We start from the raw sequence: 17,102 nt of genomic DNA, 5'->3' as shown, positions 1-17,102 counted from the left end.
CGAAAACGAGGGGTGAGGGACAAATGGCATGGCCGTCATCCCGCGACGACACGTTGATGCAGCCTGGTGATGGCATCGAGCGACGACAGGATTGCGCCCTCCATCCACGCCGGGATGTAGGAGGCATGCTCGCCGGCCAACACGATGCGCCCGTCGATCTGACACAGGTTGTCGTAGTGCTCCTTGCGCGCTTCTTCGGTCCAGTCGCCGGCGCAGCCGAGGGTGAAGGGCGAACGGTGCCAGGCCATCGAGATGCCGTTCTCGAACTCGTCCTTGTATTGCGGGTGGATCATCGTGCCGTATTCGACGGCACGCTTGACGCGCTCCTCGGGCGCCATCGAGGTGAACTCGTAGGAGTGCGGCCCATTCCAGGTGTAGGCGCCGAGCAGCACGCCCTTGCCATTGGTGTTGAAGCTGGTGCTCGGATAGGAGATCTGGGTGATCGGCAGGTCGGTATAGCTGACGCCGCCGAAGATCAGTTCGTCCTGTTCCCAGAAGCGGCGCTTGAACTGCAGGCCGACCTTGACCGACGAGGCATAGGGTACCGCCTCGATGGCTGCCTGCATCGGTGCGCCGACATTGATCTCGATCTGGCTGAGGATGGTCAGCGGAATGGTGCAGATGCACCAGTCGGCCTTTTCCTCGGCCGTCGTGCCGGGTTTCTGGACGTCCTCGTAGGTGACGGTCACGCCCTTTTCGTCCTGATGGATCTTGGAGACCTTGGCGTTGTAGGTGATGAGATCGCCGACCTCCTTGGTGAAGGCCTTGCCGATCATGTCGATGCCGCCGACCGGCTGGAACATGGTCGTCTGGAATTCGTAGAGCGCGAAGTTGGCCAAGCTGCCCCACAGGCCCGAACTCAGGATGTCGGTCAGCGCAATGGGATCGCTCGGCACAGGTGCCGCGCCGAGGCCGCCGCCGGGATCCTTGGCGAAGCCGCGGAATTCGGAAGTCGCAATGCTCTTTGTATAGGCATAGTTCTTGTCGAGTGCGCCCCAGGAGCGCAGCGCCTCGACCAGCATCTCCTGGTCTTCCTTGGTGACGCCGCCCTCGAGCTTGCCGGTATGGGCGACCTTGGCCAGCAATTCCGAAACGTGGCCCTGGAAGTCGATCTTGATGTCGCGCACGCGCTGCGGCTTGCCGCCGAACGCCTTGGACGAATGCAGGAAGGCGTTGTGATTGAGCTGCTGGAACGGCTCCAGCGTGACGCCGAGGCGGCGGCAATAGGCCAGAAGCCCGTTGTGATGGTAGGGGATACGCCACGGTCCGGGATTGATGTAGAGCCCTTCGTCGAATTCGCATTTCTGCGTCGCACCGCCGAGTTCGGTGTAGCTGTCGCCGCCACGCAGCGTCCAGTTACGGCCGCCCGACCTGTTGTTGTATTCGAGGATCTTGACCTTGTATCCGGCCTGGCGAAGCTCGAGCGCGGCCGTCATGCCGGCAAGGCCGGCGCCCAGGATGAGCACGGTGGCGCCCTTCGGATCGCCTTCCAGCTTGACCGGTCCCTTGTAGCCGGATTCAACGGCCAGCCCGAGGCTGGTCATGGCCTGATACATGGCGGCCGAGCCTGCTGTCAGGCCGATCAACGACAGCAGGTTGCGCCTGCTCATACCGCTAAAATATTGGGATGATTGCATTTTCGAGATCCTCCGGGCGACGGTCCGATGTCGGCCGCACGTTATCCGGCTGGAGCACGATGGAACCTCGCTCCAGCTGCAGGGGCGAGCCTATGCCCATGCATGGGCGTGTCAACTGGGCCAGACCGGGGTGGCGATAGGGGCTGGCGGCATGCCATGGGAAGTCGGCGAAGAGCGTTTTCGTCGCCCCTGGCAATGCCCGTTTCGGGCGCCACTCGCTCTCATGTTGTATATTTACCAACCGTACAACTTTTCATGCTCCCATCTTCGTCAGGGCAGAAAAACTGCCGGACAGGGGAGTGTACGACAGATGTACAAGGCGCTCTTCGTTGCCGCCGCTTTGGCTCTTGCTGGACTTCCGGCCGAGGCACTGGCCGATGTTCTTGTCGCCAGGGTCAACGTCTCGAGCCAGACCATGACGGTCAGCATGGGCGGGCGGGTGATCCACCAATGGCCGGTGTCGACGGCGCGCAGGGGGTATGTCACGCCGCGCGGCAGTTGGCGGCCCAAGCGCCTGCACCGGATCTGGTACTCACAGAAATATGACAACTCGCCGATGCCCTATTCGGTCTTCTACAATGGCGGCTATGCCATCCATGGCACCGGTGCGGTCAGGCAGCTCGGCCGGCCGGCATCGCATGGCTGCGTCCGATTGCAGACAGCCAACGCCGCCAGGTTCTATGCCTTGGTCAAGGAAGTTGGCGCGCGCAATACGAGAATCGTCGTCACCAATTAGGATGCTGTCGTTTCAAGCAGCCTGTAGCTTATGTTGCGGATTTGCCGCACAGGAGGCCCAAATGTGCTTTGCAAGTCGGCAAGATCATACTCATTTCCTCGACTGCCTGCTAATGTGACTGCAACTCAGGCTGGAATTTCTGTCGAGGGGATTTCATGAAACGGGTTCTGGCGGCAGCTTTCCTGGCGCTCACTTCTTCCGCAGCATTCGCAGCAGACGTCGTCCAGCCGATCGTAGAGGAGCCAGTTGTTGCTGGCCCACGCGTCTCCGGACATATCGAAGCCTATCTCGGCGGGATTTGGCTCGACGCTGACGGCGGCAACCTGGATGGTTGGGTTGCCGGCGGTGCCGCAAGATTGAATTATCCGATCGATGCGCGCTGGAACATCCAGGGCGACCTCTTTGCCGACGGGCTGTGGATCGATGAAGGCGACGCGAACAGCTATGGCGGCGCGTTGCATGCCTACTGGCGCGATCCCAGCCGCTTCGCGGTAGGCGCCTTTGCCACTATCAATGGCTATGGTGGCGATACCGGACCAGCAGATCTCTATAGTTTCACGGTCGGCCCGGAAGCTCAGGTCTATTTCGACAACGTGACCCTGTATGGACAGGCTTATTATGGCCAGTTGCGCCAATCCGGCTTCTCCGAGCACGCCGACATCTGGGGCGTTCGCGGTGTGGCGCGCTACTTTGCGCAGCCAAATCTGCGGTTTGATGGCGAAATCGGCTATCGGTCGGTCGATCTTCCGGGTGCGGAAGGTGACACGGTAACACTTGCCCTGCAGGGCAACTACCGCTTTGACAACACCCCCTGGACAGTGTTTGGCCGTTACCAGTTCGATCACCTCAGCACGTCCAGTGATGTCAATATTCACAAGCTGGTTCTTGGCATCCGCGCCACATTCGGTGCCGATACGCTGCTGGACGAGGACCGCAATGGCGCGACGATGGATACGCAGCGGTCGAGCTATCTGTTCTTCTAGACCCCATTTCGCAGAGACGGGCCTGCGACGGCCGGGGAGTGGGGGCTCCCCGGCCTTTTCATTTGCAGCACGACATGAGGCGCTCGAACTAAGTTGCTATCAGTAAATAGACAAATTTTGCCGTAGAGAGCCGTTTTCAAGCATTTCCTTTCGGTGTTGGCCTCGCTAGGACTCTTGCCTAGGGAGCCCGCCGAATGAAATCAGAACCGCATGTAGCGCTTTCGGAGCCTGTCTCCGATGAGGTCCGCAAGACCACATGCTACATGTGCGCCTGCCGCTGCGGCATCGATGTCCATCTCAAGGACGGCAAGGTCCGCTACATCGAAGGCAACCGCGACCATCCGGTCAATCGCGGCGTGCTCTGTGCCAAGGGCTCGGCCGGGATCATGCAACACTATGCACCGGCGCGGCTGCGCGCGCCGCTGCTCAGGACCGGGCCGCGCGGCTCGGGTCAGTTCAAGGAAATCTCCTGGGACGAGGCCCTGGCTCTGGCCACCGACTGGCTGGACGGCGTCCGGCAGGACGATCCGAAGAAGCTCGCCTTCTTCACCGGGCGCGACCAGTCGCAGTCGCTGACCGGGTTCTGGGCGCAGCAGTTCGGCACGCCGAATTATGCCGCCCATGGCGGATTCTGCTCGGTCAACATGGCGGCGGCCGGCATCATGACCATTGGCGGGGCGTTTTGGGAATTCGGTGCGCCCGACTGGGACCGGACCAAGCTCTTCGTCATGTTCGGTGTCGCCGAGGACCACGATTCCAATCCGATCAAGATCGGCATCTCGAAGCTCAAGAAGCGCGGCGCGCGTTTCGTCTCGGTCAATCCGGTGCGAACCGGCTATTCCGCCGTCGCCGACAACTGGATCGGTATCCGGCCCGGCACCGATGGCCTGCTGATCCTTGCGGTCGTGCACGAACTGCTCAAGGCGCGGAAGATCGATGTCGACTACATCGTGCGTTATTCCAACGCGACCTGGCTGGTGGTCGATGCGCCGGGAACCGCCGAACACGGGCTTTTCGTCCGCGACGACAACGGCAAGCCGCAGGTCTTCGAAACGGTGACCGAGCACGTCGTGCCACTGGGCACCAGGGGCGCGCGGGCGGCCTTGTCGGGCCGGGTCGAGCTACCGGATGGCCGCTTCGCCGTGCCGTCATTCCAGCTCCTCGCCGAAAAATACCTCGATCCACAATATGCGCCGGAAGCGGTCGCCAAGGAGACCGGCATTGCTGCCGATGTCATCCGCGGACTGGCGGCCGAGATCGCGCGCGTCGCCTTCGATGAGGCGATCAGCATCGACCAGCCCTGGACCGACATGAATGGCGAGCGCCACGAGGCGTTTGTCGGCCGGCCGGTGTCGTTCCATGCCATGCGCGGGCTTTCGGCCCACTCCAACGGCTTCCAGACGGCGCGCGCGCTGCACATGCTGCAGGTGCTGATCGGCGCCGTCGACTGCCCGGGCGCATTCCGTTTCGAGCCGCCTTATCCCAAGCCGATCGAAGCGCATCCGACGCCGCACGGCAAGGCCGAGCATTTCGGCTCCAACAAGCCGCTTTCGGGCCCGCATCTCGGCTTTCCCCGGGGGCCGGAAGATCTGTTGCTCGACGCCGAAGGCCGGCCGATGCGGATCGACAAGGCGTTCTCGTGGGACGCGCCGATCTCGGCTCACGGGCTGATGCACATGGTGATCGCCAATGCGCATGCCGGCGATCCGTACCCGATCGACCTGATGTTCCTCTACATGGCCAACATGGCCTGGAACTCGTCGATGAACACGGCGGGCGTCATCAAGATGCTCGAGGACAAGGACCCTGAGACAGGCGAATACCGCATCCCGAAGATCATCTATTCGGATGCCTATTCCTCCGAGATGGTGGCTTACGCCGACCTCGTGCTGCCCGATACGACTTATCTCGAACGACATGACTGTATTTCGCTGCTCGACCGGCCGATATCCGAACCGGATGCCGTGCAGGACGCCATTCGCTGGCCGGTGGTCGAGCCGGACCGTGACGTGCGCGGTTTCCAATCGGTGCTGATCGACCTCGGCGCGCGGCTCAGGCTGCCCGGCTTCGTCGATAGCCGTGGCAAGGCGCTCTACAAGGACTATGCCGGCTACATTGTGCGCCACGAACGGCGTCCGGGCATCGGTCCGCTGGCGGGCTTCCGCGGCAGCAATGGCGACCGCACCGGGCGAGGCGCGATCAATCCGGAGCAACTCAATCGCTATATCGAGAACGGCTCGTTCTTCTCAGTGCACATCCCGCTCGAAGCGCAGTTCTTCAAGCATGCCAACAAGGCCTACCAGGATTTCGCCGTTCGCATGGGCTTCTTCGACGAACCGAAGCCCGTGACCTTCCAGCTCTACCAGGAAACACTGCAGAAATTCCGGCTTTCTGCGCAGGGCCTTCGCGAGCCGGTGGCACCCGAGACGCATCGCGAACGCATCCTCGCCACCTTCGATCCGCTGCCGGCGTGGTACCGGCCGTTCGAGGAGGCCGCCGTCAGCCGCGAGGAGTATCCCTACCATGCCATTACCCAGCGCCCGGCGGCGATGTATCATTCCTGGGGCTCGATGAACGCCTGGCTGCGCCAGATTCATACGAAAAACCCGCTCTACGTGCCGGGTTCAATCTGCGACGAGATCGGGCTGGTCGACGGCGACTGGGTCTGGGTGATCTCCCACCACGGCCGCATCAAGGTCGAGATCGCGCGGATGGAGGCGGTCAACTCAAGTACGATCTGGACCTGGAATGCGATCGGCAAGCGCGAAGGCGCCTGGGCGCTCGACAAGGATGCACCCGAAGCCAAAAAAGGCTTCCTGATGAACCACTTGATCCATGAACTTCTACCGCCGAAGAGCGACGGAATGCGCTGGTCGAACTCCGATCCGATCACCGGCCAGGCGGCCTGGTACGACCTCAGGGTTCGGATCGAGAAGGCCGAGCGAGCCGAGGTCAGCGAACCGCATTTTGGTGCGGTAGCACCGGAGCGCGCGCAAGCGGAAGAACTCCGCTACGGCCAGGAGTGGGCAAAATGACCCTGCTGCCCTCGTCGCCAACGCCCAGAAAACTCGGGCTCGTTATCGACCTCGATGTCTGTGTCGGCTGCCATGCCTGCGTCATCAGCTGCAAGGAATGGAATACCGGCGGCTATGGCGCCGCATTGTCGGATCAGGACCCCTATGGTGCTGATGTCTCCGGTACCTTCCTCAACCGCATCCACACCTTCGAGGTCCTGCCGGAGGGCGGGCAGGTGATCGGCGAGGCGGGCGAAGCGCGCATCGTGCATTTCCCAAAATCCTGCCTGCATTGCGAGGACGCGCCTTGCGTCACCGTGTGCCCGACGGGCGCCTCCTACAAGCGCGCCGAAGACGGCATCGTTCTGGTCGACGAGAGCAAATGCATCGGCTGTGGGCTGTGTGCCTGGTCCTGCGCCTATGGCGCACGCGAGATGGACCTTGCCGCAGGGGTGATGAAGAAGTGCACGCTGTGCGTCGACCGCGTCTACAACGAGACGCTGAAGGAGGTCGACCGCATTCCGTCCTGCGTGCGTACATGCCCGGCCAATGCCCGGCACTACGGCGATCTCGGCGATCCGGGCTCGGATGTCTCCCGCATGGTGGCCGAACGCGGCGGCTACGACCTGATGCCGGAACAGGGCACACGCCCGACCAACAAATATCTGCCGCCGCGTGCGCGCAAGCCACTCGCCGCAAGTGCCGGTTCGGCGGTGCTCGCTGAAAACACCGACGGCGCCAAGGGTTTTTTTGCCTGGCTCGACGGCATGCTGGACCGAATCTGAAACATGCATCCCGCACCTTCCATCATCCTGTTCACCACGCTTTCCGGGCTCGGCTACGGCCTGGCGGCGGTGCTGGGTCTCGGCCTGCTCGACGCTTCAACCCTGTCGGTGAAGATCGCGCATCTGGCTGCGTTGGCGATGATTGCCGGCGGGCTGCTGTCGTCGACCCTGCATCTCGGCAATCCGCAGCGCGCCTGGCGGGCGCTGTCGCAATGGCAGTCGAGCTGGCTGTCGCGCGAAGGCGTGATGGCAATACTGACCTTCGTGCCCCTGACGATTTCCGCCTGGTTCTCGGTTGTCGAGGGGCGGTACCTTCCGGTTGCCGGTCTGATCGGCACGGCCATGTGTGGCATCACCGTCTACTGCACGGCAATGATCTATGCCTCGCTGCGCTCGATCCAGGCCTGGAACACCGGGCTTACACCGCTTTGCTACCTGCTGTTCGCCGCCGCAGGGGGCTTCCTGCTTGCGTCCGTCGCAGGGTACTCATCCGGCACGGGCGGCACGGTTTGCGCTGCAATCGCCGCTCTAATTGTCGTGGCGGCGTGGATTGCCAAGCACAAATGGTGGACACGCCTGCGGACGCTCGTGCCCCTGTCGACGCCCGAGAGTGCCACCGGGCTCGGCAATATCGGCCACGTCCGGCTGTTCGAGCGGCCGCACATCAACGACAACTACCTGACCCGTGAGATGGGCTTCAAGGTCGCCCGCAAGCACGCGCTCAAGCTGTCGAAGATGGCGATGATTGCCGGCGGCGCCGTGACAGTGCTGCTGCTGGTGGTCGCGATGCTCTCAGGCGTGGGCGCCGTGACCATCGTCGCATCGGTACTTGCCGTTGGGTTCTATGCGCTTGGCCTGGTCGTTGAACGCTGGCTGTTCTTCGCCGAGGCTCGTCATGCGGTCATGAACTATTACGGCGGGTAGCGCGTCGGCGAGGCTCAGGAATCGGCAGCCAGCGTGTCGGTCTTGTTGGCCTTCCGGCGCTTTCCCTTGGAAAGCGCCCAGCGCTTGTGGAACCACATCCACTGCCCTGGATCCTCGCGAATCCAGCGTTCGACGGTGTCGTTGAGCATCTGGGTGGTCGCCTGGACGTCGACCGCGCCGTCGGCGCGGCGCGGCAGCGTCAGCTTTTCCTCGACGGACAGGCGGTAGCGGTTGCCTGGAAGCCGGACGCAATGGGCGGGATAGACGTCGCACTCGTAGTGGCGCGCCAGCATAGCGAGTACCGGGTTGGTTTCGCATTCGCGACCATAGAAGGTCGTCCGCAAGCCGCGGTTGAATTTCTGGTCGACAAGAACCCCAACGTTGCCGCCGCGGTCGAGGATGCCTGCCAGCGCAAATGATGCGCCGCGCTGCGAGGCCAGCAGGTCGCCCATGTTCGACGTGCGCGTCGAGAGGATGTACTCGGCGAGATAGGGATTGTTCGGAGGCCTGAACAGCGCCGTGATCTTCATGCCGAAAGTTGCGGCGGCAATCGGCAAGAGCTCGAAATTGCCGAGATGTGCGGTGAAGAGGATATGCGGCTTCTGCTCGCCGGCGATCTCGGCGAAATGCTCGTCGCCCGCCACCTCGATGCGGCCGGGCGTGCTTGCCTTGGGATCGAAGTCGAAAATCTGCTCGAGGAAGATGTACTCCGCGCCGAGCCGGCCCATATTGCCCCACATGTCGAGGGCGATGGCTTCGATCTCGGCTTCGCTCTTTTCCGGATAGGCATTGCGCAGGTTGGCAAGGGCAACCCGATGGCGGCCGAACCACGGGCCGACGGTACGTGCCGCGCGGTCGGCGAAGTTCAGCGCCTTGTCGACTGGAAAGAGCCGGAGCAGCTTGAGCACCACGAGAGCGACCTGCGCGACCAGCCAATAGTTGAGCATGCGCAACCGCCCCATAATCCGAACGACCGTGGGGTTGGGTATCTTGCTGGCCTTCTTGCGGGGCAACTCCGGCAAATCCTCAGTCGATACGGAGGATGATCTTGCCGAACACGTCGCGACCTTCCATCCGCTTCAGTGCGGTGTCGATGGAAGTGAAGTCGACCTCGGTGTCGATGATCGGCTTGACGAGACCGGCGGCCATCTTCTGCATGGCGTCGGCCATGTTTTCCATGCGGCAGCCGAAGGAGCCGAGGATCTTCAGCTGTTGCTGGAACAGCATCATCAGGTTCATGTCGGTGGAAACGCCTGATGTCGAGCCGCAGGTAACGAGGCGGCCGCCACGCTTCAGGCTGAACATCGAGCCAGCCCAGGTGTCCTTGCCGACGTGCTCGAAGACAACGTCGACGCCCTTCTTCCTGGTCAGCTTGCGCACCACGCCTTCGAAACGGTCTTCGCGGTAGTTGATGACATGATCGGCACCGAGGGCCTTGGCCTTCTCGATCTTTTCGTTCGAGCCGACAGTGGTGATGACGGTGCAGCCCACCTTCTTGGCTAGCTGGATCGCTGCCGAGCCGATGCCCGAGCCGCCGGCGTGGATCAGGATCGTCTCGCCCGGTTCGAGCTTGGCGTTGTCGAACAGCATGTGCTCGACGGTACCAAAGGTGACTGGGGCGACTGCAGCACCAATGGCGTCGACGCCGGGAGGGGCGGGGACGAGCAGTCGTGCCGGCAGGTTGATCTTTTCCTGGGCAAAGCCGTCGAGGTGGAAGCCGTGCACGCCCGAGACATGCTCGCAGAGATTGTCACGACCCTCGCGGCACGGGCGGCACAGGCCGCAGGTGCGGGCACCGTAGATCGAGACCAACTGGCCGGGTGCGAGACCGGTGACGCCGGGGCCGACCTCATCGACCTCGCCCGAGGCTTCGGCGCCGATGACCAGCGGCATCTTGCGCTTGGCAAAGGCCATGCCGCGCCAGCCCCATACGTCGATGTGGTTGAGGGCCACGGCCTTGATGCGGAGCGTGACTTCGCCGAGGCCGGGTGGCGGCGGCGGAGCGATGTCCACCTGCTCGAGCCGGCGGTCCTCGACGAGCTGCAATGCGCGCATGATGTCGCTAAATCCTTGTCTCTGGAACGTTGAGACGGTCGCTTAGACCGGTTCCCGCGCCATGACAAGGCAGGTGTTCTGGCCGCCGAAGCCGAAGGAGTTGGAAAGCACGGTGCGAACTTCGGCCTTCCGCTTCACATTGGGCACCACGTCGAGCTCGATCGAAGGATCGGGATTGTCGTAGTTGATGGTCGGCGGGATGACGCCCTCGCGCATGGTCATCAGCGAGAATGCCGCTTCGATGGCCCCTGCTGCTGACAGCGTGTGACCGATCATCGACTTGTTGGAAGAGACGGGAATCTTGCGGATGCGTTCGCCGAACACGGTCGACAGCGACAAATGTTCCATCTTGTCGTTTTCAGGCGTCGACGTGCCATGGGCGTTGACGTAGTCGATCTCGTCTTCGCGGAGGCCTGCGTCGGCGAGGGCGGCCTTGACCGCGCCGATGGCGGGCGAACCGTCCGGCTTGGAGCGGGTACGGTGGAAGTCGTCTGACTTTTCGCCGCAGCCGCGCAGGATGCCGAGCACTTCCGCCCCGCGGGCGAGTGCGCTTTCGAGCGATTCCAGCACGAGCGCTGCGGAGCCTTCCGCCAGCACGAAGCCGTCGCGGTCCTTGGAGAATGGCTTGGAGGCCTTTGCCGGCACCTCGTTGTTGGTTGAAAGCGCCGAAAGCAGCGAAAAGCGGATCAGCGCCTCGGCGGTAGCTGAGCCGTCGGCGCCGATTGACAGCGCGCGGTCGCATTCGCCGCGGCGGATGGCCTCGACGCCGAGCTGGATGGCGGTGGCACCCGACGCGCAGGCGGTCGAGAGCGTGATCGGCAGGCCACGCGTGCCGAACAGGTCGGCAAGACGGTCGGCGATGGAGCCGAACTGCGCCGTTTCGAACATGTCGAGCGAGTTCTGGCTACGCGCCACCTTGAGCAGGCGCTCGTAGCCGGAGCCTTCCTTGTCGCCGGCATAGAGCGCGAGGCGGTCGGCCCAGTCGAGCTCGACCGGCGGCGAGGCAAGGAACAGCGGGCCATCGAAATCCCCGGTGTCCAGCCCAGCCTCGGCCACGGCTTCCTTGGCGGCCGTCTCCGCCAGTTCGTATGTGAGGGCGCTGGAACCCTTGGTGCTCGACGGCAGGAAGTCGATCATGCCCGAAATTTGGGTGTTGAGGAGAGCGACCGGGAAGCGGGTGATCGGGTGAATGCCCGACTTGCCCGATGTCAGCGCCGCCCAGTTTTCGGCCTTGCCGACGCCAAGCGAGGTGACGACACCGATGCCGGTGACGGCGACGACGGGTCTGCCGAGATGATCCTTCAGATTGGCCATGTTTTGTCCTGACACCCTTCAGCGCGGCGCGGAAACGAGCGCCATGCCTTCGAATTGGTGATAGCCGACCGCAGTTGCCAGCACTGATGCGGGTTTTCCGGCGAATGCCTTCTCGCCGGCCTCGAAGGCCGGATAGCCGGCGCCGCGGCTGACGGCGAGCGCGGCAAGCGCCACTGCGAACGGGAATTGCGCTTCCTTCATGTGCCCGGTGAGCGATGAAAGGGCGCGGGCTGCAATCGCAGGGTTGGCTTCCAATGCCGCCTTTTCGGCGGCTGTGGCGGCATGCGCGCCCGAGGCGCCAGAAATTGCCAGCAGCTCGCCGCCGGGCAGTTCAGTCCTGGAAATCAGCTCAGCAATGCCTGCTTCGAGCCCGCCATTGCGACGCCTGGTACGACCCGAAACGACTGGGCCGAGCTGGGCGTAGATCTTCTGGCCGCGGGCTTCGGCATGTTCGCGCGCTTCCAGCACGAGGAAAGCGCCGCCGGAGCCGGTGACCACGCCCCCACCTTCCGAGCCCTGCCTTTGCCAGACGGGCTTCCAGGGCCCGCGGTGCAGATAGCGCCCGAGTTCGTAGCCGAGCAGCATGTCGGGGTGCTCGGTCTGGAACGAGCCGCCGACCAGCACATGCGTCGACTGTCCCGACCGGATGCGGGCCGCTGCGGTCTCGATGGCGGCAACGCCTGCGCCTTCTTCGCCCATGAAAGTGCGGGACGAGCCCGTGACCTTGTGGACGATCGAGATGTTGCCGGCGAGCAGATTGGAAAGCTGGGCCAGGAAAAGCGTAGGCCTGAGTTCCGTGGTCAGCTTCTCATTGAGCAGCACGTCGCGGTCGGTGCGGTTTTCGGATGCCGCCAGCACGCCGGCGTCGACCGCTTCGTCGCGTTCGCCGCCGCCGGCGGCCACAACCATGTCCATGGTCGCGGTGAGGTCTTCATTGCCCTTGATGCCGGCATCGTCGAGCGCCATGCCCGCCGTATAGGTGCCAAGCCGCTGCCAGGTTTCCATCTGCCGCTGGTCGCCGCGCTTGGCGATCTGCAGGCCCCAATCGATCTCGGGCAGGGGATGCACGACATAGGGATGAAAGCGCTCGGCGTCGGTGACCGGTGCCACGCCGGGCGCGGTCATCTTGTCCCAATGGGCGTCGCCGCCTTCTCCGAGCGAGGAGACAAGGCCGATGCCTGATATGACGACGTCGCGGTTGACCATGGGTGGCTTCAGCGTGCTCAGGCGTTCTTGGCGGCGACGAGTGCGTCGATCTTGGCGCAGAGGTTCTTCATGACGAAGTACTCGTCGGTCGAAGCCTTGCCGTCGTTGACTTCCTGCGTCCACTTCTCGAGCGGCACCTTGATGCCGAATTCCTTGTCGATGGCAAAGACGATGTCGAGGAAGTCGAGGCTGTCGATGCCCAGATCGTCAATGGTGTGGCTCTCGGGCGTGATGGTGTCGATATCGATCTCGCTGGTTTCGGCAATGATCTTGGCGACTTTCTCGAATGTCGTGGACACGTTTTTTCCTTTGATGAGGGCGGTCATGAATCCGGGACAGATTCTGCGCGCATAGTTTTGAGGGGCTGTCTAATCGGTTTTTCCGGGCAGGAAAAGGCCCAATTCTGCGGCTTGGTTGACGCAACCGGCTGGGTAGGTCGGGGCAAGCAAGGGCAGCGCGCCACTAAAAGACGATGCGGCCGAGCACATGCAGCCTTTCTCCTTGCAGGCCGACGATCAGCGCTTCGCCCTCGCGCGCCGCCGCTCCGGTCAGCGCCTGGATGTTCTCCAGGTGGGTCACAAGCACGAGATTGTCCGAGCCGGAATAGTTGCGGATTATCTCCAGGATTGCGGCGACATCGACCTCCGCGGTTGCCTCGGTGGGTTTGTCGAGCGCGGCCAGCGGTTCAACCACCTGGTCATTAAAGGCGAGGCGGGCGGTTTCCAGCGTCCGGCAGAACCGGCTGGCCAACACCTTTTCGACGGGGGCTGCGCGGGCGGCGAACAATGCGCCGATCTTGCGCGCCTGCTGGCGACCGCGGTCGGACAGATTGAGCTGGGTCGCACATTTTTCGATGTCGAAGTTTGGCGGTTCGACAGTGCCGGTGGTCATCGCATTGCGCAGCAGCACGACATGGCCGCCGTTGCGCAGCAATGCCCAGCCGGCTTCGGTGGCGTGGGCAGGCAGCGCGCCGAACAAAAACATGACCGCAATGGCAATTCTAAGCATGAATGATCCCGAACAGGCGACGCGGATATAGGGATGCCAAAGCCGAATGAAAGGCAAGGCGATGCCAAATGCTGGTGAGAGCTTCATCTCGCCGCATGGGAGCTTGATCGGAGCCGGTCAGGGGGCAATGCTTTGACAAGCCGATTCCCGAATTCGCCAGAGTGCCGATGTCACCGCTTGTTGAAACAGTACTCTTCGTCTTCGGCCTCGTGGCCTTGGGATATATCTCAGGCGTTACCGGCTACCTGCGAACTGAAACCGGCGATGCGCTTTCAGAGTTCGCCATCGGCGTGGCTCTGCCGCTCTTGCTGTTCCGCACCATGATCGGTGCGAACTTCCATGGCTCGGCGCCGTGGGCGCTGTGGGCGACCTATTTCATTGCCGTTGCGGTGGCCTGGACCGCCGGCCATCTGGCGACAACCCGTTTGTTCGGCCGCGACGGACAGGCGGGCGTGGTCGGCGGCGTCTCATCGGCCTTTTCCAACCTGGTGTTGCTCGGCATTCCGTTCATGCTTGGCGTCTTCGGCCAGCAGGGGTTCGAGATCCTTTCGCTGATCGTCTCGGTGCATTTGCCGACCATGATGATGGCCTCGATCATCCTTTTCGAGATGTTCGGTCCCAGGCGCAACGAGCCGGTGCATCCGCTCGCCATCGTCCGCGATTTCCTGCGCAAGATGTTCACCAATCCCTTGATCATCGGCATTCTGGCCGGCCTTGCCTGGCGTGCGACCGGTTTCCCGCTACCCTCGCTCGCGATCCGCTTCGTCGATGCACTGGCCAATATCGCAGGCCCGGTCGCGCTGTTTGCGATGGGGCTCGGGCTCAGGAAGTTCGGCATTTCCGGCAACATCAAGCCGGCACTCGCATTGTCGGTGCTCAAGTTGATGCTGATGCCTGCGGTTGCGCTTGCCTTCGCCTGGCTGTTCGGGCTGCCGCCATTGTCGGCCAAGGTGGCGGTCGCGGCGGCGAGCCTGCCTTCGGGCGTCAATTCCTATCTCATCGCCACGCAATTCGGCACCGGCCAGGCACTCGCATCCAACCAGATGACCATCGCCACCGCATGCGCCGTGGTGACGACCGCTTTCTGGCTGACGGTCGCAACGATGGTGTTCGGCTGAGGGCGGGACATTCGATTGAGGCTGGACCAGCATGTCCATGCCATAATGTGGTTGATCGCCTGGCTTTCGGCGCGCTACTAATTTTCGCACAAGCGCGCCGGGCATTGGCCGATCCGAAGGCGGACGCTTCCCGCGTCCCGCCGGCGCCATATCAGGAGGTGAGCCATGCTCCAGAAAGCCAGTCAGTTCATGCGGCAGGCCAATCTCATTAATGGCGAGTGGGTGCAGGCCGATTCCGGCAAGACCATCGATGTCATCAACCCGGCAACGGGGCTGAAGATCGGCACCGTACCGAGATCCGGGGCTGCGGAAACCTGTCGTGCCATCGAGGCGGCCAACGAAGCCTTCAAAACCTATCGCAAGACCTCGGCGCTCGAGCGCTCGAAGCTGCTGCGCAAGCTTCACGATGCCATCATGGACAATCAGGATTCGCTCGCCGAACTGCTGACCATCGAGCAGGGCAAGTCGCTGACCGAATCTCGCGGCGAGGTTGGCTCGTCGGCGGCCTATGTACTGTGGTTCGCAGAGGAGGCGCGCCGCACCTATGGCGACGTGGTGCCGTCGCCCTGGGCCGACCGGCGCATCCTCGTCACCAAGGAGCCGGTGGGCGTCATCGCGGCGATCACGCCGTGGAACTTCCCGTCGTCGATGCTGTCGCGCAAGCTCGGACCGGCGCTCGCCGCCGGTTGCACGGCAGTCGTCAAGCCGGCGTCGCAGACGCCCTATTCGGGTCTTGCCTGGGGCGCGCTGTGCGAGGAGGTCGGCTTTCCCAAGGGCGTGGTCAACGTGCTGACCGGCTCGGCTGGCGAGATAGGCGATGAGATCTGCGCCAATCCGCTGGTCAAGAAGATCACTTTCACCGGTTCGACCGAGGTCGGCAAACTTTTGATCGAAAAGTCGGCCGCGACGGTCAAGAAGGTGTCGATGGAACTCGGCGGCAATGCGCCGTTCCTCGTCTTCGACGACGCCGACCTCGACCGTGCGGTCGAGGGCTCGATCACGGCAAAATACCGTAATTCGGGCCAGACCTGCGTCTGCACCAACCGCTTCTTCGTGCAGGCCGGCATCTATGACAAGTTCGTCGAGAAGTTCGCAGCGGCTTCCAGCAAGCTGAAGGTCGGCTCGGGCCTCGACGAAGGCGTGCAGCAGGGCCCGCTGATCGACGTAAAGGCGGTCGAAAAGGTCGAGGAATTCATCTCCGACGCCACCGCCAAGGGCGGCAAGGTCGTTGCCGGCGGCAAGCGCCATGCGCTCGGCGGCTCGTTCTTCGAGCCGACGGTCATTGCCAATGCGACGCCCGAGATGAAGTTCATGAAGGAGGAGATTTTCGGCCCCGTGGCGCCTGTCTTCCGCTTCGAGACCGAGGAGGAGGCCATCGAACTCGCCAACAACACAGAGTTCGGCCTGGCAAGCTACTTCTATACCGGCAATCTCGGCCGCGCCTTCAGGGTGATGGAAGGGCTGAAATACGGCATGGTCGGCGTCAACGAGGGCCTGATCACCACGCCCGAGGCGCCGTTCGGCGGCGTCAAGGAATCGGGCCTGGGCCGCGAAGGTGGACACCAGGGCATCGAGGATTATCTCGACACCAAATATGTCTGCATCGGCGGCCTCGGGCTTTAAGGCTCGATCCAGCTTCATCGAAAACGCGCGGCATGCCCGCGCGTTTTCTTTGCCAAGATTTCTGAGGAATTGAGTCGGGAAAGACAAGCAAGCCATTGTTTCAGTTGCGTTTTGTTGGGTGTTGGCCGCAGCTGTCTCTCCGTCGCTTCCTGAATAGTATTTCGCCCGCGACTGCGCCATGTTGCGGCCTGTGAATCGGCGGCCTGGGACGGATCGGCCGACTGCATTCGTTGACAACAAAGACGCGGAGGGCAGATGGGTTCGACAGGGCGCATGGTAGTCGGGGCATTCGGCCTTGTGGCGCTGGCCGTTGGGTTTCTGGCGGTCGTCTTCCTGACCGCGCCGGCGGCACCGGGGCCGGACCTTGCACGGGCGAAGACCTCCGTTAAGGGGCTCTATTCGGTCGCGATCGCCCCGGAAACCAGTGAACCGAGGCAGGGCGACCTGCATTCATGGATCGTAACGGTGACGACGCGGCAGGGCACTCCGGTCGACAATGCCAGCTTCACCATCGGCGGCGGCATGCCCGAACATGCCCATGGCCTGCCGACCAGCCCCGAGGCGACAGCCTATCTCGGCGATGGCCGCTACCGCATCGAGGGCATGAAGTTTTCTATGACCGGCTGGTGGCAGCTGAAGTTCGGCATCACGGCGCCAGTTGGGCCCGACGAAGCCACGTTCAACCTTGTGCTGTGAGGC

15 protein-coding genes are annotated in these 17,102 nt (G+C 62.9%); 8 read left to right on the top strand and 7 right to left on the bottom strand.

Features of this window, described 5'->3' with window-relative positions; all coding sequences use genetic code 11:
• Positions 1-35: 35 nt before the first annotated feature.
• Positions 36-1,637 (bottom strand): flavin monoamine oxidase family protein, encoded by a 1,602-nt coding sequence (locus WHT83_RS18645; protein ID WP_406872020.1) that lies wholly within the window; start codon positions 1,635-1,637, stop codon positions 36-38.
• 310 nt (positions 1,638-1,947) lie between these two features.
• Between WHT83_RS18645 and WHT83_RS18640 the strand changes: the two genes are divergently transcribed.
• The 5 genes from WHT83_RS18640 (at position 1,948) to WHT83_RS18620 (ending at position 8,079) form a co-directional block, all read left to right on the top strand.
• Entirely contained in the window at positions 1,948-2,373 is a 426-nt protein-coding gene (locus tag WHT83_RS18640; protein WP_406872019.1) for a L,D-transpeptidase, read from the top strand.
• A 155-nt stretch (positions 2,374-2,528) separates the two neighbouring features.
• The gene (locus WHT83_RS18635; RefSeq protein ID WP_406872018.1) at positions 2,529-3,356 is read left to right on the top strand and encodes a hypothetical protein; all 828 of its coding nucleotides are present in this window, start codon (positions 2,529-2,531) and stop codon (positions 3,354-3,356) included.
• Between the two features lie 194 nt (positions 3,357-3,550).
• Positions 3,551-6,391, top strand: coding sequence for a molybdopterin oxidoreductase family protein (locus WHT83_RS18630; protein WP_406872017.1), 2,841 nt, complete (start codon positions 3,551-3,553; stop codon positions 6,389-6,391).
• On the top strand, positions 6,388-7,155 hold the full coding sequence (locus WHT83_RS18625; protein ID WP_183260647.1) for a 4Fe-4S dicluster domain-containing protein: 768 nt from the start codon (positions 6,388-6,390) through the stop codon (positions 7,153-7,155). Before WHT83_RS18630 ends, WHT83_RS18625 begins: the two co-directional genes overlap by 4 nt.
• A 3-nt stretch (positions 7,156-7,158) precedes the next feature.
• Positions 7,159-8,079, top strand: coding sequence for a dimethyl sulfoxide reductase anchor subunit family protein (locus tag WHT83_RS18620; RefSeq protein WP_406872016.1), 921 nt, complete (start codon positions 7,159-7,161; stop codon positions 8,077-8,079).
• 14 nt (positions 8,080-8,093) lie between these two features.
• Here the strand turns inward: WHT83_RS18620 and WHT83_RS18615 are convergent, their stop codons facing one another.
• The 6 genes from WHT83_RS18615 to WHT83_RS18590 form a co-directional block, all read right to left on the bottom strand.
• Positions 8,094-9,041, bottom strand: coding sequence for a lipid A biosynthesis lauroyl acyltransferase (locus WHT83_RS18615; RefSeq protein WP_406874011.1), 948 nt, complete (start codon positions 9,039-9,041; stop codon positions 8,094-8,096).
• Positions 9,042-9,105: 64 nt separating this feature from the next.
• Positions 9,106-10,134, bottom strand: coding sequence for a zinc-binding dehydrogenase (locus tag WHT83_RS18610; protein WP_108607838.1), 1,029 nt, complete (start codon positions 10,132-10,134; stop codon positions 9,106-9,108).
• 42 nt (positions 10,135-10,176) lie between these two features.
• Positions 10,177-11,448 carry a beta-ketoacyl-ACP synthase gene (locus WHT83_RS18605; RefSeq protein WP_108607839.1) on the bottom strand — a complete coding sequence of 424 codons (1,272 nt, stop codon included), beginning with the start codon at positions 11,446-11,448 and terminating at the stop codon, positions 10,177-10,179.
• Between the two features lie 18 nt (positions 11,449-11,466).
• Positions 11,467-12,654 (bottom strand): beta-ketoacyl-ACP synthase, encoded by a 1,188-nt coding sequence (locus WHT83_RS18600; RefSeq protein ID WP_406872015.1) that lies wholly within the window; start codon positions 12,652-12,654, stop codon positions 11,467-11,469.
• A 17-nt stretch (positions 12,655-12,671) separates the two neighbouring features.
• Complete coding sequence (locus WHT83_RS18595; protein WP_183260656.1) at positions 12,672-12,980, bottom strand: acyl carrier protein; 309 nt, start codon at positions 12,978-12,980, stop codon at positions 12,672-12,674.
• 136 nt (positions 12,981-13,116) lie between these two features.
• The gene (locus WHT83_RS18590; protein ID WP_108609862.1) at positions 13,117-13,662 is read right to left on the bottom strand and encodes a histidine phosphatase family protein; all 546 of its coding nucleotides are present in this window, start codon (positions 13,660-13,662) and stop codon (positions 13,117-13,119) included.
• A gap of 167 nt (positions 13,663-13,829) precedes the next feature.
• On the opposite strand from WHT83_RS18590, the gene WHT83_RS18585 reads away from it, so the two are divergent.
• From WHT83_RS18585 to WHT83_RS18575, 3 genes are all read left to right on the top strand, one after another.
• Positions 13,830-14,780 (top strand): AEC family transporter, encoded by a 951-nt coding sequence (locus tag WHT83_RS18585; RefSeq protein WP_406872014.1) that lies wholly within the window; start codon positions 13,830-13,832, stop codon positions 14,778-14,780.
• A gap of 165 nt (positions 14,781-14,945) precedes the next feature.
• Complete coding sequence (locus tag WHT83_RS18580) at positions 14,946-16,403, top strand: NAD-dependent succinate-semialdehyde dehydrogenase (protein ID WP_406872013.1); 1,458 nt, start codon at positions 14,946-14,948, stop codon at positions 16,401-16,403.
• Between the two features lie 255 nt (positions 16,404-16,658).
• Entirely contained in the window at positions 16,659-17,099 is a 441-nt protein-coding gene (locus WHT83_RS18575) for a FixH family protein (RefSeq protein WP_406872012.1), read from the top strand.
• Positions 17,100-17,102: the final 3 nt, after the last annotated feature.

It is taken from the genome of Aminobacter sp. P9b (genome assembly GCF_045345995.1).
GTDB lineage: Bacteria > Pseudomonadota > Alphaproteobacteria > Rhizobiales > Rhizobiaceae > Aminobacter > Aminobacter niigataensis.
The sequence above is the reverse complement of the archived record's forward strand: the minus strand, read 5'-3'. Positions and strand labels throughout refer to the sequence as shown.